The following is a 21,537-nucleotide window of genomic DNA, read 5'->3' on the forward strand; positions in this document are numbered from 1 at the left end:
ACTAACCGAGGTGGGTGGATGCGTACTCGAGCGTCCGCCGGTACGCGTCGGTGTCGGCGACGGGGGCGAGGCCGTGGCGTTCGCTCAGCTCGGGCAGCGAAGTCGGCAGCACGCCGCCGCTGCACCGCGTCGTCTCGCTGACGTCGCGCAGGACCGTCAGATACGACTGTGCGAGCGGCGGCAGTTCGCGCAGCCGGTCCGGGTCGATGCCGTCCGGGTCGACGACCGGCGGCGGGGTCAGGGCCCGGCCGAGGTTCGCGGCGTGCTTGGCGCACACCTCGAGCGCCGCGGTCATGTCCATGGCCTGTTCGCCGTACGTGACCCAGAACTCGCCCTGGTCATCACCTAGTTGGACGGCTCCGAGCACCGCCTTGGCGAGCAGGTCCTGCGGTACGACGTCGATGCGGTTGCCTTCGTGCACGGGGATGAAGGGCGCACGCCCGCGGCAGATCCAGTCCGACATCAGCTGCACGATCTGGCCGCGCGATGTCCAGCCGGTCAGCGAGTCGCCGACGAGGTTCGTGGGGCGGAACACGGTGTGCGGGAGACCGCTGTCGCGCAGGAGTTGTTCCGCGCGCAGCTTGGAGCGGACGTAGTTCGCCGTCACGTTGCCCGCGCCGAGCCGGTGCGGGGCGTTCACCGCGAGTGCCGCGACGAACGCCGTGCTCATGAAGTGGACGGTCGCCCCGGCGCGGCGGGCGAAGTCGGCGACCTGCCGGGTGCCTTCTACGTTGACCGGCAGATAGCGGTCGGCCGGCAGGCCCCATTCGGTGAGCCCCGCCGAGTGGATGACGGTGTCCACCTCGCGGGCCAGCGCGGCGTGGCTCTCCTCGTCGAGGCCGAAGCGGTCCCGGGAGATGTCGCCGTGCACCACGGCGTCGGCTCCCTCGGGCACCGCGGCGGACGTGCCCCGGCACAGGGCGATGATCCGGACGGCGCCGCTGCGCGCCTCCCGCAGGACGGCCTGGCCCACCACCCCGGAGGCTCCGGTCAGCAGCACGGTTCGGCGCACGCTCATGCTCTCGACTCCTTCCACTGCAAAAGGCGGGTGGTGGCGCGGGCGCCCGCGTAGAGCAGCGGCTCGGGCGGGTAGGTGCGCTGCCCGCGCCGTGCGTCGTCCACGTACAGGAGCCGGGTCCAGTCGGTGTCCTTGCCGAGCACCAGGTCCCGCAGGACCTTGCCGCCGGTGTGCGTTGCGGCGATGCCGTTGCCGCAGAAGCCGTATCCGTAAAGGATGTTGCCGCCGGGCAGCGAGCCGAAGTGCGGGGCGTAGTCGCGGGTCATGTCGATGACGCCGCCGTAGGCGTAGCGGAAGCCGACGTCGTGCCACATCGGGAAGAACCGGCGGAACTCCCGCAGCAGTTCGCGGTAGACGCGCGGCTCGTACATACGGCGCTCGCCCATGTCGCGGCCGTAGAAGTACAGCGGGGTGCCGCCGGCCCACAGCAGCCGGTTGTCGGCGGTGAACCGGGCGCAGGTGAGCATGGTCTTCGCCTCGACCAGGCCCTCGCGTCCCGCCCAGTCGATGCGGCCCAGCTGGGCGTCGGTGAGCGGATCGCTCACCATCGCGTAGCTCCACACGGGCACGGTCCTGCCGCGGAACTGCCGGAAGGTGAACTGCCGTGCGTTGGCGGCGACCACCACCTTGTCCGCGGTGATCCTGCCGCCGGGGGTGACGACGGTGGGGCGGACGCCGGGTTCGACCCGCAGGGCCGGGGTGCCGTCGTGGATCGTGATGCCCCGCTCCTTGGCGACGCGCGCCAGGCCGCGGGCCAGCTTGAAGGGGTTGACCTGGGCTCCGCCGGTCCGCAGGGCGCCCTGGATCGCGGGTGAGCCGATGACCTCGCGCGCCTGGGCCGCGGTCATGATCTCGGGCTGTGCGCGGCCCGCGATCTCGGCGGCGAGGTCACGGTCCTCGCGCAGCCGCTTGAGCTGACCGGGGTCGGTGGCGACCATCAGGTAGTCGTTGGCCTCGTACTCGGCGTCGATCTTGTTGCGCCGGGTGAAGCGGCCGATCTCCAGGATCGACCTGCCGACGGCCTGCGAGGCCTCGAGGGTGCGCCGGGTGCCGAACTCCTTGACCAGGGCGCGGATGTCCTTGCCGACGGTCGGCGTGACAAAGCCGTCCGCCCGGCCCGAAGCGCCGTGTCCGGAGTGCTCGGCCTCGACGATACGGATGTCGAGCGCGGGCTCGGCCTCCTGGAGGAAGAGCGCCGTCCACAGGCCGGTGTAGCCGCCGCCGATGATGCAGACGTCGCATTCGGCGTCCTGCCGCAACGGCGGTTCGGGCGTGACCTGTTCGGTCTCGTGCCAGTAGACGACGTGCTTCGGGGTGCCGGGCAGCTGCTTTGGAGGGGTGCTCATCTAACGCCCCTTTTCGAGGATGATCCGTGCGAGCCCCAGGTGGCGATTGCTGAAGTGCCTGACGCTCGCGCCCAGATACCGCTCGTAGTTCGCGACGTGCTCCTCGCCCGCGCTGCGCACGGCCTGCTCCCGGTTCTCGGTGAGCCGCCGCAGCCATTCCGCGCACGTACGGCTGTAGTGGTCCGGGTCGTTGCGCAGGGAGACGACGTCGAAGAGCTTCTCGCCGGCCTCGATCACCTCGGAGAGCGCCGGTATCTCGGACTCCGGGAAGATCGTCTCGATGATGAACATCAGCTCACGCACGGTGGCCTTGTCCATCACGGTGTTGTTGCCCTTGATGTTGGTCTGCAGCGCGATCCGGCCGCGGGGCGGCAGCCAGGCGTAGCAGCGCTCGAAGAATTCGCGGTAGGCGGCGACGCGGGCGGCCCTGGAGAGCCCGGTCTTCGCGAAGTGCTCGAACGCGCCGATGGAGATGATCGCGTCGTAGCCGCCGTCCGGCTGGTGGTCGAGCCAGTTCTCCACCCGCAGCTCGGTGTTGGGCAGTCCGGCCGCGCGGATCAGATCGGCCTGGCTGTCGCTGAGGGTGAGACCCACGGCGTGCTCCACGCCGTAGATCTGCACAAGGCGCTTCAGCAGGCTTCCCCAGCCGCAGCCCACATCGAGCACGCGGCGTGCGCCCGCGGCACGCGCCCCTTCGATGAGGTGGTCGAGCTTGCGGGCCTGGGCGCCTTCCAGGGTCTCGCGCTCGCCGCCGGACCCACCGGTGCCGGCGTCGTCCCACAACGCACAGGTGTACGTGAGGGAGTCGTCGAGCCACAGACCGTAGAAGTCGTTCGAGATGTCGTAGTGATGCCTGATGGCCTCGGCGGTGGCCCCTGGATTCATGGCGCTCAGGCCTCGGCGCGGGCGGACCGGGCAGCCGTGACGAGTTCCACCAGGTCCCCGACGGTCTTTACGTTGGCGGCGTCGGCGGAGTCGAGTTCGATGCCCGCGTCGTCCTCGATCGTGTAGACGATGTCGGCGATCTGCAGGCTCGAAAGACCCACGGAGTCGAAGACCGTGTCCGCGTCGAGCGTCAGCGCCGCGGCCTTGCTTCCCAGCTTCTTCTCGATGAGCCGGCACACCGTGTCAACTGTGATCACGGGAATTCCCTTCTCTGGTGGGCTTCCTGGGCCTCGTGACTGAGACACCTCCTCATCCAAGGCACCGGCGGTGCGCGGCGCATGACAGCCCGCCTGGCACGTTCCTGCCACGGCTCCCGACAGGCCCCTCTGGCAGAGACATGTCTCTGGCCCGCCCACTGCGTACGACCGTCAAATGGCGGCACGGCGGCGCTACTTAAGGAGGGGCGACCATGAACGGCACTTACCGCGTGGTCGACTTCATCGTGGACTTCCTGGTCCATCACGAAGTCCGGCACGTCTTCGGGGTCGACGGCGCCAACATCGAGGATCTGTACGACGCGATCAACGACTCGGGCACCGCGGTGCGCGGCGTGGTCGCCAAGCACGAGTTCTCCGCGGCGACCATGGCCGACGGCTACCACCGCTCGTCGCAGCGGATCGCCGCGGTCGCCACCACCTCCGGCGCGGGCGCCATGAACCTGGTGCCCGGCCTTGCCGAGCTGAGGGCCTCGTACGTACCGGCTCTCGTGCTCATCGGGCAGCCGCCGGCCGCGCTCGACGGGCAGGGCTCGTTCCAGGAGACCAGCGGCCGGGCCGCGACGATCGACGCGGTACGTCTCTTCTCCGAGCTCGGCGTCTTCTGCGCCCGGGTCGACGACCCCGCGGCCATCACCGAACTGCTGCCCCGCGCCCTGGCCGCGGCGACCGACGCCGCGGCTCCCGGGCCCGCGGTGCTGCTGCTCCCCAAAGATGTGCAGCAGGCCACGCTGTCCCGCACGGACCTTTCGGCACCGGCCGTTTCAGCGACGTACGAAAAGCCGGCATCGTCAGCCGAACTCGCCCGTGCCGCCGAGCTGTTGCGCTCGGCGGCCGAACGGGACGGGGTCGTGATCGTCGCGGGTGAGGGCGTGGCCCGTGCCGACGCCCGGGACGGCCTGGCGCGGCTCGCCGATGTGCTCGGCGCGCCGGTCGCGGTGGCCCCGGACGCCAGGGACGTGTTCGACGAGACCGGTCCGCTGGGCCTGGGGGTGGTCGGACCGCTGGGCCGCCCTGAGGTCAGGGAGCGGGTGGAGCGGGCATCGGCGGTCGTCCTGGCCGGCACCCGGCTGCCGCAGATGGCGGGGGGCGGTCTTCGGGACCATCTGAAGAGCGTCCCGGCGATCGTCCTCGACGGCCGTGAGCCGTTCCTGCACGAGAGCGGGGAGCTGCTGCGGCTCACCGGGCCGCTGCACGCCGAACTGGCGGCGCTGATCGCGATGTTGGAAGCCGCGGCCGCCGAGGCGCCCGCACTGTCATCAGCGGACACCGGGACCCTGGGGACCGAACCGACCGCGCTCGACGCGCTGTTGGAGTCCCCTGGGGTTCCCCCGACGGGCATCGGAACGGGCCGCGCGCCCGAGCCGTCCGCCGCCGGTGCGACCGACCCCCTGACCATGCAGGACGTCTCACTGACCGTCGCCTCCGTGCTGCCCGAAGGCGCCACCGTGGTGTCCGACGCGGGCAACACCGGGACCTCCGTCCTGAACACCATCGCCACCCCCGCCGGCGGCCGGTACATCCTGGCGCTCGGCATGGGGGGCATGGGGCACAGCTTCGGCGCCGGGATCGGGGCGGCGTTCGCCACCGGGCGGCGCAGCTACGTCCTGGCCGGTGACGGCGCGTTCCTGATGCACGGCATGGAGGTCCACACGGCGGTCGAGCACGATCTGCCGGTCACCTTCGTGATCTACAACAACAACGCCCACGGCGCCTGCTACGTACGCGAACTCCTCTTCTACTCCGGGGAGTACACCTACAACGCCTTCCGTCCCGCACGGATCGCCGAGGGCGTCGCCGCGATGTTCCCCGGCCTCGACGCGGTGAGCGCGTCCGACACCCAAGAGCTGCGCGCGGCCCTGCTGCGCGCCCGTGACACCGGGTCGCCGTCGCTGATCTGCGTCGACGTCCCGCTCTCCGAAATACCGCAGTACCAGCCCTTCCAGGACCGCATCCGGGCCCGCGCGAAGGAACTCAACGCCAACGAAATCGCCAACGAAGACGACAACAAGAACGTCAACGAAGGAGTCGCATCATGACCACGTCCGCCTATGTCCCGCCGCCCGCCATCCCGCCGGCCATCGCGGACGTCCCCGGCCTGCTGCGCTGGGAGACGAACTCCCGCGAGGAGGCCTTCGCGCTCGCCGAGGAGATCACCAAGGAGTCGTACACGTACGACGAGGTGTACGGGGACTACTGCACGGTGCACCAGTACATCGACGCCCCGCCGCGCGCCGTCTACGACTACCTCACCGATGTGCGCAGCCTCAACGAATACACGTACAGCACAAGGGACTTCGCCCCGACGGACACGCCAGGCCTCTACGTCGGCCGGGACACCCTCCTGGACGACGAGACCAAGATCTATCTGCGGATCGACGGCGACCCCAAGGCGCTCACCGTCGACATGCGCGCCGCCTGGGACCAGGGCCAGGAGCTGTGGATGAACTATCTGCACCGCATCGTTCCCGCGGAGCCCGTCCTCGGGAAGTCCGGCACGGTCCTGATCTGGACCAACTGCCGTCACCCGTACTACGACAAGAACCCGAACCCGGAGCTGGCCTCCACCCCGGAGCGCCCGTGGGTGGGCGACCTGTGGGGTCTCTTCTACGCCGGGCACAAGCTGGAGGCGGACAACCTGAAGAAGATCCTGGAGCACCGCTACGGAGGTTCCGCGTGAGGACGGTCAGCCTGCTCGACCTCGCCTCCTATCTGCCCGGAGAGCCGGTGGAGACGGACTACTTCCTGGAGGTCCAGGACGGTACGTCGCACCAGTGGGGCCACCCGATGTTCAAGGCCCCGCGCCACCGGCACCACGTCTCGCGGGACGAGACGCCCGCGGACATGATCGAGAAGGCGGGGCGCACCCTGCTCGACCGCATCGGACCCGACGAGGCCCGCGGCATCGACGTGGTGATCACGAATGTGCTGCTTCCCGAGGTGTTCTTCAGCGGCGCGGGCGCGGAGGTCGCCCACCGGCTCGGGATCAAGGCCGACTGGGTGATCGACGCGCACAACGGAGGCTGCGCGTCGTTCGTCCACATGCTGCGGATCGCCCGGGCCCTGATCGGGTCCGGGCAGGCACGCTCGGCGCTGCTGTGCAATGTGCAGAACTGTGCGGGCACCATCATGACCCAGCCCGACGTGCGCCGGCTCCCGGAGTCGGTCGTGCCGGGCGACGGCTGCGCGGTGGCCTATGTGGCGGCGTCCGAGGAGTCGCCGATCCTCGGCGTCGAGACCCTCAACAACGGCCAGTACACCGCCGATTGCACGCTGACGCTCGACGACGGGCGCAAGTACTGGGAGCCGGGGACGAGCCAGGTGCACACGGGGTTCACCCCCGGCCGGATCGCCGACATCCTGGAGCGCGGCAACCGCCTTGTCCCGGAAGCCGTCGGCAAGGTCTGCGACAGCCTCGGGCTCAAGACCTCCGAGCTGGATCTGCTGATCACCAATCAGCCGAACCGGGTCTTCCTCAAGCAGTGGCAGGAGCGGCTCTCCATCGACGCGGAGCGGCACCTGGACACCTTCGACCGGTTCGGCAACCTCTTCGGTGCCGCCGTGCCGATCACGCTCGACCACGCCGTCCGTGAGGGCCGCGTCAAGGACGGCAGCCTGCTGATGCTGGCGGGCTTCGCGCACGCCGGCGACTTCGCGGGAGCGGCGGCGGTCAGGTGGCGTGCCAAGGGCGCGTCGCTGAACTAGCCGTCCCGTCACCAAAGCCCTCCGCCCCGGCTCTATGAGCCGGGGCGGAGGGCTTTGGTGCGGTCGACGGGTCAATCCCACTGGACGGGCAGCTGCAGCGGACCGTGGAACGAGGCGTTGGGCGGGTACGTGAAGGTGGTCCCCGGGGCGAGCCGGAGACCCGGGAGGCGCCGGGTCAGCTCCTCCAGGATGATCCGCATCTCCAGGCGCGCAAGCGGTGCGCCGAGGCACGCGTGGCTGCCGATGCCGAAGCTCAGGTGCCGCTTGGCGTTGGGGCGGTGGATGTCGAAGCGCTCCGGGTCCGGGAAGACGTCCGCGTCGTGGTTGCCGGATCCGATCATGAGCAGGACCGGGCTCTGTGCGGGGATGTCCACGCCGCCGAGCGTGACGGCGGTGTTCGTGCGCCGGCGCCAGCACAGGACCGATGTCGAGTGGCGCAGGGACTCCTCTACCGCGTTGGGCACGGCCGAGGGGTCGGCGCACAGCGCGGCCCACGCGTCGCGCTGGGTCAGCAGGCACTTCAGGGCGTTGGCGGTGGCGTTGGTGGTGGTCTCGTGCGCGGCGACGAGGCCGCTCATCATCATGTTCTGCAGCTGGTTGTCGCTGATGACGTCCGGGTGTTCGCGCTGCATCTCGATGGCGTGCGGGATCCACCCCGTGCCCTTCTCGCGCCGCAGCAGGTCCACGAGTTCACCGGAGAGGGTCCACCAGCGGCCCACCTGGTCGGCGATCTCCCTCTGGTGCTCGCCGGTGGGGCGCCCCCAGGTGAACAGGCCCATCTTCACGGCGTAGCCGCGGGCCTGTGCCACGTACTCATCGGGGACACCGGCGACCAGCAGACCGACGACCGCCGGGACCTCCCACACCAGGTCCTGGATCAGATCGGCGCGCCCGCGGTCGGCGAACGCGTCGATGTATCCGGTGACCAGGTCCCGGATCCGGCCTTCGAGCGGCTCGATCTCGGGGGCGGCGAGCGGCGGGGCGAGCAGTTTCCGGCGCGGCAGGTGCCGGGGCGGGTCCTCGTTGACCAGGACGGGCCCCGGGGCGAAGCCGTAGCCGTTCAGGACTTCGCGGGCCTCGGCGCCGAGCGGGGTGATCGGATCCAGCGCGTTGGCCGCGGAGAAGCGGCGGCTGTCGTGCAGCGCCGCCTTGATGTCGTGGTAGCGGGTCACCACCCACATGTCCAACAGCGGGGAGTGGAAGACGGGTTGGTGACGGCGGGCCTCGGCGAGCGCGGCCGGCGGGTCCTGCTGGTAGGCGTCGCCGAACGGGTCGAACCGCTCGGCGACGCCCGCCCCCGTCCCTCCTGCCATGCCCGTGACAGGGCAGCGGCCGCCGCTCACAGGACCACGGGCAGCGCGGTGCGGCCCGCCCGGCGTGCGGGCACGGTCGCGGCGACCGGGTCACGCTCGATCGGGGAGTAGTCGTAGCGGTCCAGCGGATCGCGCTTGACGTCCACGATGCGGGAGTTGGCCTCCCGGATGCGTCCGCGTACGTCGTCGCTGACCAGGTGGAGCGCGATGCTGTCGACGAAGGGGGCGCCGCGGTCGGTGGCCCGGATCACCCGGCCGTCGAGTTCCAGGAGTCCGCGGTCGAGGAACGGGGCGAGGTCGGCACGGAAGCGTTCGAGGGGGTCGGCGCCGAAGCGTGCGGCGTAGGCGTCGCGGTCCACTCCGCCGGAGCGCAGCGAGAACATCAGGGTGCGGCGCATCCGCTCCTCCTCCGGAAGGCGCGAGCCGCGCCAGACGGGGAGCTTTCCGCTCTCGACGGATGCCATGTAGCCGTCGAGCGAGCAGTCGTTGTAGTACTGCACCTGGTCGACATATCCAAATCCGGAAACACCGAAGGGCAGCAGGTTGATGTCCTCGATGGAGTCGTACTTGTCCTCCTGCTGCTGGGAATGCGTGTCGGCACGCGCGTAGTAGAAGAGGGGCCCGCGCCGGAATCCGAGACGCTTCATGATCGCCTCGGTGGCGAAGTGCATGAGGAGCCGCCCGCGGGCGTCGGGGAAGATCTCGGGGTTCTTGCGGTAGTGCGCGGAAATGGGGTCGGCCTGCTTGAACATGAGGGGGAAGATGTTGAACTTCTCCACGCCGCATTCCACCAAGGACCGTATGGAGGAGTACCAGTTCTCCATCGTCTGGTAGGGAAGGCCGAAGATCAGGTCCACCGACACGTTCGTCGCGTCGCGGTCGTCCAGCATCTTCAGCAGGCGCTGGACGTCGGCCGCGGTGTGGCCGCGGTTGAGCTTGGCGAGGATGCGGTCGTCCATCGACTGGACGCCGAAGACCCAGCGGTTCACGCCGGCGGCCGCAAGGGCGTCGAGGCGCTCCTCGTAGTCGGGGGCGTCGATGACCGAAGGGTGCAGCTCATAGGTGATCTCGGCGTCCGGCGCGATGTCGATGGTCTCGCGCAGCGAGCCGAAGACCCGGCGGATCTGGTCCGCGGAGAGGTAGGAGGGCGTGCCGCCGCCGAAGTACACGGTGCGCGCGGTCGGGCGTCCGATGTGCCCGCGGGCGATCTCCATCTCCTTGACGAGGGCCTGCAGATAGCGCTCGACGCGGGTCTGCTGCGGCAGGATCTCCTTCGCGAAGTGGCAGAAGGTGCAGCGCTGTTCGCAGAACGGGATGTGGAGGTAGACGCTGCAGTTCCGGCCGACCCCGGAGAGGAAGTCCTCGCCGCGTATCTCTTCCATCGCCTTGAGCGGAGGGTACGTTCCGATGAGGTAGTAGTTCTCGACGGGCTGGAGAATTCCGGCGGTGGAGAGATCGGCCAGATCCAGTTCCCGCAGGGCCGCCTCCGCTTCCGCGGCCACCTCTTGGAATTCCGGGAAGGGTATGTTTTCGTGCATGCCCGCGTGGCTCCTTTCGGGTGTACGCGCAGAACGGATTGCGCGCGGAACGAGGACCTTTGGAAATCTGCCAGCCGGCCGTTACGGGGGATATAGCAGCCGGTCTGGCAATTGCCTGTCAGTCGCCGGAGAGCCCGGACACGTGCGGCCCGCCCTCAGGGGGGGGTGCTCAGCCCGCGAGCAGTTCCGCCGAGAGATGCACCGTCACCGGGCCCACGGCGCCGACAGGCCTGGCCAGTGCCGCCAGGCAGCCGCGGGGCGCCGCGACGTCCCGCACGACCCAGTACGTCCGTTCGTCCGGGGCCCGGTGGGCGACCACCGCGAGTTCACGGTCCGGGCGTACGTCCACACGGGCGAGGTCGGTCCCCAGGCCCAGGCCCCAGGACTTGACCACGGCCTCCTTCCGTACCCAGCAGCGCATCAGCGCCTCCTGGCGTGCCTCGCTGTCCTCTCCGTACGACGCCACATGTGCCTGCTCCGCCTCGGTGAGGCAGCGGCGGAACACGGCTTCGGCCTCATGGCCCTGGCGGCGTTCGATGTCCACACCGACCGGGTCGCCCTTGGAGAGTGCGAGCATCCACCACTCCTCGCAGCGCGACATGCTCACCTCCCAGTCGGCGTCGGGCCGCCGGACGTAGGGCGGGCCGTGCTGGTCGCTGCCGCAGCCGGGGCAGCGCCGGGTCCCCCAGCCGACGTCGCCCGGCTCGACCCCGAGGCTGGCGCCCACGATCCGCCGGAACGCGGCGTGCGCGCCCGCGTACCAGGCGCGGCGGCACGCGTCGGTGAAGCGTTCCATCCGGCGCCGCTCGCCCGGGTCGAGCAGCGCGAGGTCGCCGGGCGTGGCTTCGTCACCTGTCCTGCCGATCCAGATGTGGGCGCCCGAGGGTCCGGGGCCGTCCACGGCGGGGGCGCCTGATGAGGGCATGGCGGCCTACCCCATGGCTCGCGCGACGTGGACCCGGGACGTGCAGTCGAGCTTCTGCATCACCACGCGCAGGTGATTGATCACCGTCCACTCCGATATCTGGAGCCTGCGCGCTATTTGACGGTTGGTCAGCCCTTCCGCGACGAGGAGGGCGATCTGGTGCTGCCGGGCGGTGAGACCGCCCGGCGCGGCTGCCGGTGCGGGGCCGGTGTCCTGCCCTTCCGCGGGGTCGCCGCACTCGGGCCGCGGCGCGAAAAGCCCGGCGATCAGGGCGTCCCGCAGCGATATCTGGTGGGCGCTCAGGCGCAGTTGGTGCAGCTCGGCCGCGTCGAGGGCCTCCCGCAGGCGGCCGCCGACGGCCTCCAGGGCGGCGTCGTCGTCCGGGACGAGGCCATGGCGCCTGCGCAGGGCCTGGGCGTCGGCGAGCACCCGGGCGACGGCATGCCGCTCCTCGGCGGTGGCCGATCCCGCGACGGTGGCCACGGTCTCCAGGACCTCGGCCACCTCGCCGGGCCCGCCCGCGCCGAGCAGAAGCCGCATCGCGTCGCGGCTCGCCTCGTACGCCTGTGGCGCTCGGCCGAGGATCCGGCGGACCCTGGCCAGGGCGGTGAGCAGCGAGGCCTGCACGGCGCTCACGGATTCGGGGACCGCCCAGAGCGACGGCACCGCTTCCGGCACCGTGCGCAGGTCCTCCAGGGCGCGGAGGATGGGCGTTTCGGCGTCCGGGTCGCCCTGTGCGGCGCGGAGCAGGGACTGGGTGCGGCGGGCCGTCGCGGCGCCGTACAGGTCGCCCGCGGCGTCGAGCTCGTCGAGTGCGGACTCCAGGAGGGCGGCTGCGGCGGTCATCTCGCCGCGGCGGCGCAGGAGTTCACCGGTGAGGGCCTTCACCCGCGCCCGGATTCCGGGCAGTTCGGCGGCGGCCGATGCCGCACGCCGGAGCACCGCGTCGGCGCGCCCGGTGTCGCCACGGCCCAGCGCCCAGCGGGCGACGGACAGGAGCGCCTCGGTGACCAGGAAGGGGTCGTCGTCCGCGGCCCACGGCTGGGTGGCGCACTCCTCGATGTCGTCGGCGACGTCCGGGGCGAGCCCGTGCACGAGCAGCGGCTCCTCCAGGTGGACGAGCAGGCCGAGGGCGCGGGTGTGGTCGCCGCGCGAGCGCAGCCGGGCGACGGCCGCGCGCAGGTCGGGGAGGCGCTCGCCGGCCTCCGCAACGAGCTGGGCCCTGCCCTCGCCGGCCCGCAGCCGGGCGGCGGTCGTCGCGGCGAAGTCGAGGCAGCCGCGGATCAGTCCTTCGTACGCCTGCTCGTACTCCCCCGCGTTCCGGGCGAGTTCGGCGCGGTAGTGGGCCCGCGCGATGTGCGGCAGCCGGAACCTGGGTGTGCCGTCGTCGCTGACGACGCTCATCAACAGGCTTTTGTGGACGAGCGATTCGACGCCGCCGACCGCTTCCTGGGGGCCGAGTCCGCCCGCGCACCGCACGGCGGCCATGTCGAAGACCCCCTCGAAGACGGAGAGCCCGCACAGCAGCCTGCGGTCGTCGGCGGTCAGCGTCTCCTCGGCCCAGGACAGGGCGCTCTCGACGCTGCGGTGCCGGGCGGGCGCGTCCCGCAGCCGGTGGGTGCCGCTGTGCCGGCCCTGGCGCAGCCCGTCGAGTATGGCGTCGGGGCTCTGGGTGCCGACGGCCTCCGCGGCGATGGCGATGGACAGCGGGATCCCGTCGAGCTCCGCGCAGATGTCGGCGACGGTGCGCCGGCCGTGAGCGCCGGTGAGACCGGCGAGGTAGTAGGGGCGTACGAGGTCGCTGAAGAGCTGCACGGCCGGGGAGCCCGCTCCGGTGGGCAGGGGCGCCACCGGGACGATCCGCTCGGCCCGGATGTCGAGCGACATCCGGCTGGTGACCAGGACTTTCAGCTGGGGACAGGTGCGCAGCAGCGAGGAGATGCCGAGGGCGATGTGCTCGGCGACGCGGTCGCAGTTGTCCAGGACGAGCAGCAGGTCGCGGTCCCCGATGCAGTCGTGGCCCGGCTCGGTGCCCGCGGCGGCCCACACGCTCGCCTCGTCACGGGCGTCGGCGAGGTCGACGACCACGGTCGCGTCGGCCGGGCGCGCGGCGGCGTTCAGCGCCGTGTGCGCCAGGTGGCTCTTGCCGACGCCGACGGGCCCGGTCAGGGTGATGAGCCGCTCCTCCGGGTCGGCCAAAAGCCGGGCAAGCAGGGCCAGTTCGGCCTCCCTGCCGCGGAGCCTTCCGAAGCAGACGGGGTGCGCCGCGTCGGGCGGTGGTGCGGATGGTCCTGCCGGTTTCGCGCCAGGCAGGGCGACTGCCTCTTCCACTCGTGCTGTCATCTCTTTCCCCCATGTCTTTCGGCGCTCGTACGCGCCGCAACGAAGCCAGGCGTCAGGCTGCCCCAGCGCGCTGCAGTACCGCTGCACTCCCCTCTGAGCCCGGCCGCAGTCCTCCTTGACCGGGGTGTCGCACAGTGCCGTACGGGCGCGCGAGGACGCCCGTACGGCACTGTGGTCGGCTGTCTTGCTCACACCCGCGACGGCTCCTCGGGCACCCGCGGCTCGGCGACGGCCCGCGGCTTCGCCTCGGACTCCGCCGCCTCCATGCGGTCGAGCCGCAGCGCGTGGTGCAGCTTCCGCAGCGGGCCGGGGGCCCACCAGTTGGCCCTGCCGAGCAGCGCCATCAGCGCGGGCACCAGGAGTGCCCGGACGATGGTGGCGTCCGCGAGCACGGCGAAGGCGGTGCCGAGGCCCAGCTCCTGGACGAAGACGAGCCGGGTGAAGGCCAGCGCTCCGACCGCGACGCAGAAGAGCAGCGCGGCCGATGTGACGGTGCGGCCGGTGAGGGCCAGGCCCTCGGCGATCGCGGTCCGGTCGTCGGCTCCCTTGGCGCGGACCTCCTTGATCCGGCCGAGCAGGAACACGTTGTAGTCCGTGGAGAGTCCGAAGGCCAGCGCGAAGACGAGTACGGGCGTGGTGGTCTCGATCCCGCTGTGCGCCGCGTAGCCCAGGTTGCCGTCCTGGAAGACCCACACCAGGAAGCCCAGGGCCGCCGCGGTGGACAGGGTGTTCAGGAGCAGGGCCTTGAACGGCAGGATCAGCGAGCCGGTGAAGGCGAAGAGCAGCAGCAGGGTCACGATCGCGAGCACACCGATGGCCAGCGGCAGCCGGTCGCGGATCCCGTCCTTCTGGGAGAGGAAGTCCGCGGTGACGCCGGTGAAGCGGGCACGTGCGGGCGCGTCCAGCTGTCGTACGCGATCCGCGGTGTCCTTGGCGGCGGTGTCCATGGGCGCTCCGCCGAGCACCGCGTCGATCTCCCAGTGGGCGCTGTCGAGCCTGACGGGTTCGGCGACCGCCTTGACGCCCTCCACGTCCTTGAGCCGGCCGACGTACTCGTCCAGGGCCGCGCCGCCTTCGGCGGTGTCGAGCACGATGCGCATCGGGGCCGTGGTGGGCTTCTCGAAGTCCTTCTCCAGGCTCTCCGCGACCTTGCCCGCGCTGATGCTGGTGGGCAGCGCCGACGCGTCGGAGCCGGTGAAGCGGATGCCGAGGATCGGCGAGGCGATCACCAGGAGGATGGCGACGGCCCCGACGGCGACCACGACGGGCCTGCGCATCACCCCGTCGGCGATCTTGCGCCAGCGGCGTACGGCCGAGTCACCTTCCGTCGCCTTGCGCTGCCAGCGGCGCGGGGCGAGCGCGTTGATGCGCCGGCCGAGCAGGGCGAGCAGCACCGGCAGGCCGAGCAGGGCGAAGACGACGGCGGAGATCGCGGTGATCACGCCCGCGTAGCCCATGGAGCGTACGTACGGCTGTGGGAAGACGAGCAGCGCGGCCAGCGCCGCGGCGACGGTGAGCCCGCTGAACAGCACGGTCCTGCCCGCGGTCGCCATGGTGCGGCGCAGCGCGACGGCGCCTTCCGGGTGCACGTCGAGCTCGTCGCGGTAGCGGGAGACGATCAGCAGACCGAAGTCGACCGCGAGGCCCAGGGCCAGGGCGAAGGCCAGGTTGAGGGCGCCGGTGGAGACGTCGTCGAAGAACATGACGGTCCGCAGTCCCGCCATGGTGAACAGCAGGGTGAAGACGGCGCCGACGACCGGTACAAGGGCGGCGACGCCGCCGCGGAAGATGAAGAACAGCAGCACGAGGATGACCGGCAGCGCGAGCCCCTCGGCCATCGAGAGGTCCTTGGTGGTCACCTCGCCGACCTGGACCATGCTGATCGTGGAGCCGCCGAGGTCGACCCGGCCGCGCAGCGCGGGATCGGCGTCGACGGCGTCCTGGAGCTCCTTCTCCGCGGTCTTCGACTCGGCCTCCGTCATGGGGCGCAGGGCGCCCACGAGCACGGTCGACCGGGAGTCCTTGGAGATCAGCGCGGGGTCGCCCGCGCTCTTGTAGTCGACGACCTGCTTGACCTCGGGGCGGTCGTCGAGCAGTTCGACGGCAGCGGCGACCGCGCGGGGCCGCTCGCCCTCGGGGGCGATCCGGCCGTCCGTCCGCACCACGAGGGCATAGCCCTGCTGCGGGTCGATCCCGGTGGCCTTCTCGATCACTTCGCGGGCGGCGGCGTGCTGCCCGGTGGGGTCGTCGTAGTCGGAGAGGCCATTGGTCAGTTTGCTCTGGACGGCGGAGCCGAGCACCGCCGCGAGTACGGCGGCGAGTACGGCCAGGAGGAGGCCGACCCGGCGCCGGGCATGGAGAACGGAGCCGAGAGCGGAGAACATGGATCGTCACCTTCCGTCGGAGCAAGGAGTGTCGTCGTCCCCGCTTGAGCCGCGGTACGGCGGCGGTCGAGTCGCGGCGCGCGCGAGGGCGGAGGCCGGGGCGGGGGGACGCCCGGCCTCCGCCGGTCCAGGGGGCAGCGGCAGCGGGCCGCGGCAGGCTCCGTTCGCGGGACGTCAGGACAGCTGACGTATCGCGGTGGCGTGGTCGTAGTAGATCGTCTCGTCGAGCAGGACGTCGCCGTCGAAGTGGAAGAAGACCGCGACGGGCAGCGACATCCGCTTGCCCTTGTTGGGGATGCCGCGCCAGTCGGCGACCTGCGTGCCGTTGATCTGCGCCTCCATGACGATCGCGTCGGCCGTGTGGGAGACGGAGAAGACGTCGTGGTCCAGGTCGGGGAACGAGGTGCGCATGTCGGCGAAGTAGCCCTTGATCGCCTCCTCGCCGACGAGGGGCGCCTCCTCGAAGGGGATGATCTTGTAGACGCCGCCCCGCGGGAAGGTGGCGAGGACGCCGTCGATGTCCCAGGCCACCTCGGCGATGGTGTGCTCGATCACGACGGCCTCGCGCTTCTTGCGCAGGTCCTCGTCGGGCAACGGGCGGGACGTGCCGGGCAGTTCGAATCCGCCGTGCTGGTCGTTGCTCATGCCACTGTCCTCCAGATCCGGGCCGGCGATCCGGCCTGCCGCAAGGACGGTAGGGAGCGCGCCTCGCGCCCAACTCAAGGGCGGACACACTTCCGGTCAAGGGGGTTATGCGACAGATGGCGGTCCAGCGCGCCCCTTGCGCCCGTCCGTCGCGGCCCGAGCCCAGCTCGATGTCCCTCTGTTCGACTGACGGGTGCCGCACGCGTGTACGGCGACCGTCAGTCGAGAGGTTCTGTCCATGGAGTTCCGCATCATCGGACCGATAGAGCTGTGGGCCGACGGCGTACGCATCGACATCGGCCCTCCGCGCCAACGCGGCGTCCTGGGCGCCCTGTTGATCGAACCCGAACGCCCGGTACCGCTGGAGTCCCTGGTCAACAGGGTCTGGGGGGACGCTCCGCCGACGGGCGTACGCAATGTCGTGCACACCTACATCACCCGCCTCCGCAGGGCCCTGGCGCAGCAGCAGGGCAGCCGCTCCGAGCCCGTCCGGCTGATCCGGCTGCCCGGCGGCTACCGCGTGGAGACCGACCCCGGGCAGGTGGACCTGGTGCGGTTCCGCAGGCTGCTCGCCGAGGCGCGCCATCCCACGCTCAGCGCGTCGCGCCGCAGCGCGCTGCTCCGGCAGGCGCTCGCCGCCTGGCACGGCGACCCGCTGTCCGATCTGCACAGCGAGTGGGCCACCGGCGTACGGCAGAACCTGCGCCAGCTGCACCACGAGGCACTGGCCCAACTCGCCGACACCGAGATGTACTTGGGCCGCCCCGCGGGGGTCCTGCCGGACCTGCGCACGGCGCTGCTCGCCGACCCGCTGGCGGAACAGCTCGGCGAACGGCTGATGCGCGCGCTGCATCTGGACGGGCGCAGCGTGGGAGCCCTGGAGTACTACCAGGAGCTGCGCCGGCTGATCGCCGAAGAGCTGGGCGCCGATCCCTCCCAGCGCGTCCAGGATCTGTACGAGGCGATCCTGCGGGGCGAGCCGGTGAAGGCACCGCAGACGGCGGGGGGACAGCCGCTGCTCGCCGCATCCGAGGACAGGGGCGGCACGACCCCCCGGATGCTGCCCATGGACATCCCGGACTTCACCGGACGCAGACGCGAACTCGCCCTGTCCCAGCGGCTGCTGAGCGCCGAGTCCACTCCCCTGCCGCACTCCCTGCTCATCGTCGGCGGCGGCGGTACGGGCAAGACCACCCTGGCGCTGCATGTGGCGCACCGCCTCTCGGCGGCCTTCCCCGGCGGGCAGCTCTTCGCCGGGCTGCGGGGCAGCGGCCTGCATCCCGCCGACCCGTTCGCGGTGCTCGGGCGGCTGCTGCGGGCCCTCGGCCTGGAGCGCGAGCGGATTCCAGACGACCTGGACGAGCGGGTCGAGCTCTACCGTTCCCGTCTCGCCGGGCGGCGCGCCCTGGTCATCCTGGACGACGCGGCCGACGACGCCCAGGCGCAGCCGCTGCTGCCCGGCGCACCGGACTGTGCGGTCCTCGTGACCAGCAGACAGCGGCTCGGCCAGCCGCTGGGGGCCACAGTGGTGCCACTGCGGGAGCTGTCCATGGCGGAGGGTGGACAGCTCCTTGAGAAGATCATCGGGGCCGAACGGACCGGGGCCGAACCGGAGTTCGCCAAGGAGCTTGTCCGGCTCTGCGGCAGGCTGCCGCTGGCGATCCGGGCCGCCGCCGCGCGCCTGACGTCCCGCCCGCACTGGACCCTTGCGGGGTTCGTGGAGCGGATGCGGGACGAGTCACGGCGCCTGGACGAGCTGGCCCACGGCTCGCTGGATGTGCGGGCCAGCCTCACCACGTCGTACAACTCGCTGCCCAGCGACACCCGTGAGGTGCTGCGGAGCCTGGCCGAGCTGCCGGTGGCGGAGTTCGACGCCTCGGTGGCCTGCCCGGTCCTCGGCAGGGACTTCGCCGTGGTGGAGGAGGCATGCGAGCAGCTGGTCGAGGCGAACCTGTTGCATGTCGCCGAGGGTGGTTCGGCGGGGGCCCGCACGCGGTACCGCCTTCAGGACCTGCAGCGGATCTATGCCTTGAGCCTGCGGGCGGACCCCGCGGCGCACTAGGGCTCTGCCGGACATGCGGTTCGTCTGCCGCGGGTCGGTGGGGGCTGGTCGCGCAGTTCCCCGCGCCCCTTACGGGGCGCTCACCTGGCCGTCCAGCGTTTCTCAAGAACGGTTCCAGCTTTCCGACCACTCGGGTGTTCGAGAGTCGACGTCGAGAGAAGAACCGACGGAGAGGGACCACGATGGCTCCATCACCTGCGCGCCAGGACGTGCTGCCCGACCTGGCGGAATTGGCCGCGGAGACGGCGGGCGAGACTCCGCCGGTGGCCGCGACCATGGCCTCGCTCACGGAGGAGCTGCACGCCCGCCGTGCCGCCGCCCACTTCGGCAGCGACCCGGACGCGGAACGGCGGCACCTCGCCAAGGGCAAGCTCCTCGCCCGGCAGCGCATCGAACAGCTCCTGGACCCGGGGACGTTCACCGAACTGGGAGTCTTCGCGGAGCACCGCGCGTCCGGCTTCGGCATGGAGGACTCGCACCCGGCGGGCGACGGCGTGGTCACCGGCTGGGGCGAGATCGAGGGCCGCAAGGTCTTCGTCTTCGCCCATGACGCCAGGGTCCGCGGCGGCGCGCTCGGCGCGGCCTTCGCCGGCAAGATCCACCAGCTCCTCGACTTCGCGGACTCCGTGGGAGCCCCGGTCGTCGGCCTCAACGACGGTGGCGGGGCCCGTATCCAGGAGGGCATCGACGCCCTCGCCGGATTCGGCAGGCTCTTCGCCCGCAACGTCCGCTCCTCCGGCGTGGTCCCGCAGATCAGCGTGATCCTGGGCTCCTGCGCGGGCGGCGCGGTCTACTCGCCGGCGCTGACCGACTTCACGTTCATGGTCGAGGGCATGGCCAACATGTTCATCACCGGCCCCGACGTGGTGCAGGCGGTGACCGGCGAGAAGGTCAGCCACGAGGAGCTCGGCGGCAGCCGGACCCACGGCGGGCGCACCGGCGTGGCCAGCTTCGTCTCCCCCGACGAGGAGACCTGCTTCGAGTCGGTACGGGAACTCCTCTCGTACCTCCCCGCGAACAACCATGAACTGCCGCCGTCCACCGAGCCGTTCGACGACCCCGACCGCAGCTGCGAGGAGCTCCTCAAGCTGGTCCCGGTGGACGACCGCACGCCCTACGACATCCGCTCGGTGATCGGCGAGATCGTCGACGACGGCGACTTCCTGGAGATCCAGGAGAGCTGGGCGCCCAACATCGTCTGCGCCCTGGCCCGCCTCGACGGCAACCCCGTCGGCATCGTCGGCAATCAGCCCGCGGTCCTGGCCGGGGTGCTCGACATCGACTCCTCCGAGAAGGCCGCCCGTTTCGTCCGCACCTGCGACGCCTTCGGCATCCCCCTGGTCACCCTGGTGGACGTACCGGGGTTCATGCCGGGCACAGAGCAGGAGCACAACGCGATCATCCGGCGCGGCGCCAAGCTTCTTTACGCGTACTGCGAGGCGACGGTGCCCCGGGTGCAGATCATCATGCGCAAGGCGTTCGGCGGGGCGTACATCGTGATGGACTCCAAGTCGATCGGCGCGGACCTGTCCTTCGCCTGGCCCTCCAACCAGACGGCCGTGATGGGTGCGGACGGCGCCGCCAACATCATCTTCCGCAAGCAGCTCAAGGCGTCACCGGAGCCGGAGGCGTTGCGCGAGACGCTCGTCGCCGACTACACCGATCAGCTCCTCAATCCCTATGTCGCGGCCCGGCGCGGCCATGTCGACGACGTCATCGACCCCGCCGACACCCGCCGCGTGCTCATCAAGTCCCTGGAGATGCTGCGCTCCAAGCGGCCCGTCCAGCCCGTACGCAAGCACGGGAACGAGCCGCTGTGAGCGCCCCGACGACCGGGTTCTCCGTGGTGCGCGGCGCCCCGACGCCCGAGGAACTCGCCGCCGTCCTGACCGTGCTCGCCGCGGTCCGGCGCGCCCAGTGCGCCGCCCAGGAGTCCGACCCGGCACCGCGACGCCCGGACGGCGGCCGCTGGTCGGGACGTACCGCCTGGCACCGCCCGGCCTCCCCGGCCGTGATGGCGTACGCGGCCGGCTGGGAGTCCGTGTCCAGGACCGCACCTCCGAACGGATCGAACGGACCGAACGGACCGAACGGAAAGGAACGCCGATGACCGGCGAGAGCAGCCGGACCGCGCTGACCGGATGCCTGGGCATGTTCCCCGGCCAGGGCTCCCAGCGTCCGGGCATGGCGCAGTACCTCCTTGACGAGTACCCGGTGGCCCGGGAGCTCTTCGACCGGGCCGACGACGTCCTGGGCATCCCGCTCTCCCACATCTGCACGGACGGCGACCGCTCCCAGCTCGCCGCCACCGAGGTCGCGCAGCCCGCGATCACCGCGACCAGCCTCGCCGTCTGGCAGATCCTCCGCGACGCCGGCTACCAGCCGGGAGCGGTCGCCGGGCACAGCCTGGGCGAGTACCCGGCGCTCGTCGCGGCCGGCGTCCTCAGTTACGAATCCGCCCTCGTCCTTGTCCAGTTGCGCGGGCAGCTGATGGCCCAGGCGGCCGCCCAGGTGCCCGGCGCGATGGCCGCGGTCATGGGCATCCCGGCCGACGGCGTCAGCGCGGCCTGCCAGGCGGCCTCGGTCGTCGGGGTCGTCGAGGTCGCCAACTGGAACGAGCCCCTGCAGACGGTGATGTCGGGCGAGACCGAGGCCGTCGACGAGGCGGGACGGGTGGCGCTCGCCGCCGGCGCGGAGCGCGTGGTGCGCCTCGATGTCAGCGCACCCTTCCACTGCTCCCTGATGAACGGCGTACAGGAGGAGTTCACCGCGGAACTCGCGCTGCACGACTTCGCCGATCCGCGGCTTCCGCTGATCAGCTCCGTCACCGGTGACTACGTACACGGCGGCGAGCAGGCGCGCGAGCTCCTGGCGCTGCAGATCACCCGGCCCGTGCGGTGGGTCGAGGTGCTGCGGCGGGCGGCGGAGCACCCCGTGACCGCGTTCACCGAGATCGGTCCGGGCCGGGTCCTCAGCGGGCTCGCCCGGCGCACCCTCACCGAGGCCTCCACCCGCTCCACCGGAGACCCCCGGCGGCTGACAGCCCTGCACTCGGCTCTGCAGCCGGCCTGACCCCCACAGAGAAGCCACACCGCGCA

17 protein-coding genes are annotated in these 21,537 nt (G+C 71.2%); 7 read left to right on the top strand and 10 right to left on the bottom strand.

Annotated features, from left to right (window positions below; all coding sequences use genetic code 11):
* Position 1: 1 nt before the first annotated feature.
* From AB0G47_RS08440 to AB0G47_RS08455, 4 genes are read right to left on the bottom strand one after another with little or no spacing between them, the layout of a single operon-like run.
* Positions 2-1,018: an SDR family oxidoreductase gene (locus AB0G47_RS08440; protein ID WP_360765578.1), complete on the bottom strand. Its 1,017-nt coding sequence runs from the start codon at positions 1,016-1,018 to the stop codon at positions 2-4.
* A complete protein-coding gene (locus tag AB0G47_RS08445) occupies positions 1,015-2,364 on the bottom strand; it encodes an FAD-binding oxidoreductase (RefSeq protein WP_360765581.1) in 1,350 nt (449 codons plus the stop codon). The genes AB0G47_RS08440 and AB0G47_RS08445 overlap by 4 nt, the downstream gene beginning before the upstream one ends.
* Positions 2,365-3,249, bottom strand: a complete 885-nt coding sequence (locus AB0G47_RS08450; protein WP_360765585.1) for a cyclopropane-fatty-acyl-phospholipid synthase family protein — start codon at positions 3,247-3,249, stop codon at positions 2,365-2,367. It abuts the gene before it with no gap.
* 5 nt (positions 3,250-3,254) lie between these two features.
* On the bottom strand, positions 3,255-3,506 hold the full coding sequence (locus tag AB0G47_RS08455) for an acyl carrier protein (protein WP_360765588.1): 252 nt from the start codon (positions 3,504-3,506) through the stop codon (positions 3,255-3,257).
* A gap of 212 nt (positions 3,507-3,718) precedes the next feature.
* On the opposite strand from AB0G47_RS08455, the gene AB0G47_RS08460 reads away from it, so the two are divergent.
* Genes AB0G47_RS08460 through AB0G47_RS08470 form a run of 3 tightly spaced genes read left to right on the top strand, consistent with a single transcriptional unit; the run spans position 3,719 to position 7,229 of the window.
* Positions 3,719-5,563: a thiamine pyrophosphate-binding protein gene (locus tag AB0G47_RS08460; RefSeq protein ID WP_360765590.1), complete on the top strand. Its 1,845-nt coding sequence runs from the start codon at positions 3,719-3,721 to the stop codon at positions 5,561-5,563.
* Positions 5,560-6,204: an SRPBCC family protein gene (locus AB0G47_RS08465; RefSeq protein WP_360765591.1), complete on the top strand. Its 645-nt coding sequence runs from the start codon at positions 5,560-5,562 to the stop codon at positions 6,202-6,204. The genes AB0G47_RS08460 and AB0G47_RS08465 overlap by 4 nt, the downstream gene beginning before the upstream one ends.
* A complete protein-coding gene (locus AB0G47_RS08470) occupies positions 6,201-7,229 on the top strand; it encodes a 3-oxoacyl-[acyl-carrier-protein] synthase III C-terminal domain-containing protein (RefSeq protein WP_360765593.1) in 1,029 nt (342 codons plus the stop codon). Before AB0G47_RS08465 ends, AB0G47_RS08470 begins: the two co-directional genes overlap by 4 nt.
* A gap of 71 nt (positions 7,230-7,300) precedes the next feature.
* On the opposite strand, the gene AB0G47_RS08475 is transcribed toward AB0G47_RS08470, so the two are convergent.
* The 6 genes from AB0G47_RS08475 to AB0G47_RS08500 form a co-directional block, all read right to left on the bottom strand.
* The gene (locus tag AB0G47_RS08475; RefSeq protein ID WP_360765596.1) at positions 7,301-8,542 is read right to left on the bottom strand and encodes a cytochrome P450; all 1,242 of its coding nucleotides are present in this window, start codon (positions 8,540-8,542) and stop codon (positions 7,301-7,303) included.
* Positions 8,543-8,568: 26 nt separating this feature from the next.
* Complete coding sequence (locus tag AB0G47_RS08480; protein WP_360765598.1) at positions 8,569-10,080, bottom strand: coproporphyrinogen-III oxidase family protein; 1,512 nt, start codon at positions 10,078-10,080, stop codon at positions 8,569-8,571.
* Between the two features lie 169 nt (positions 10,081-10,249).
* A complete protein-coding gene (locus AB0G47_RS08485; protein ID WP_360765601.1) occupies positions 10,250-11,005 on the bottom strand; it encodes a 4'-phosphopantetheinyl transferase superfamily protein in 756 nt (251 codons plus the stop codon).
* 6 nt (positions 11,006-11,011) lie between these two features.
* The gene (locus tag AB0G47_RS08490; RefSeq protein ID WP_360765604.1) at positions 11,012-13,348 is read right to left on the bottom strand and encodes a LuxR C-terminal-related transcriptional regulator; all 2,337 of its coding nucleotides are present in this window, start codon (positions 13,346-13,348) and stop codon (positions 11,012-11,014) included.
* 188 nt (positions 13,349-13,536) lie between these two features.
* Positions 13,537-15,732: an MMPL family transporter gene (locus AB0G47_RS08495; RefSeq protein ID WP_360765607.1), complete on the bottom strand. Its 2,196-nt coding sequence runs from the start codon at positions 15,730-15,732 to the stop codon at positions 13,537-13,539.
* A 174-nt stretch (positions 15,733-15,906) separates the two neighbouring features.
* Positions 15,907-16,377: an ester cyclase gene (locus AB0G47_RS08500; RefSeq protein WP_360765610.1), complete on the bottom strand. Its 471-nt coding sequence runs from the start codon at positions 16,375-16,377 to the stop codon at positions 15,907-15,909.
* Between the two features lie 238 nt (positions 16,378-16,615).
* Here AB0G47_RS08500 and AB0G47_RS08505 point away from each other — a divergent pair, with 238 nt between their 5' ends.
* The 4 genes from AB0G47_RS08505 (at position 16,616) to fabD (ending at position 21,511) form a co-directional block, all read left to right on the top strand.
* Entirely contained in the window at positions 16,616-18,439 is a 1,824-nt protein-coding gene (locus AB0G47_RS08505; protein ID WP_360765612.1) for a BTAD domain-containing putative transcriptional regulator, read from the top strand.
* 182 nt (positions 18,440-18,621) lie between these two features.
* On the top strand, positions 18,622-20,259 hold the full coding sequence (locus AB0G47_RS08510; protein WP_360765615.1) for an acyl-CoA carboxylase subunit beta: 1,638 nt from the start codon (positions 18,622-18,624) through the stop codon (positions 20,257-20,259).
* Complete coding sequence (locus AB0G47_RS08515; RefSeq protein ID WP_360765618.1) at positions 20,256-20,549, top strand: acyl-CoA carboxylase subunit epsilon; 294 nt, start codon at positions 20,256-20,258, stop codon at positions 20,547-20,549. The genes AB0G47_RS08510 and AB0G47_RS08515 overlap by 4 nt, the downstream gene beginning before the upstream one ends.
* Complete coding sequence (fabD, locus tag AB0G47_RS08520; RefSeq protein WP_360765621.1) at positions 20,546-21,511, top strand: ACP S-malonyltransferase; 966 nt, start codon at positions 20,546-20,548, stop codon at positions 21,509-21,511. Before AB0G47_RS08515 ends, fabD begins: the two co-directional genes overlap by 4 nt.
* Positions 21,512-21,537: the final 26 nt, after the last annotated feature.

This window comes from Streptomyces sp. NPDC021622, from assembly GCF_040640795.1.
Classification (GTDB): domain Bacteria; phylum Actinomycetota; class Actinomycetes; order Streptomycetales; family Streptomycetaceae; genus Streptomyces.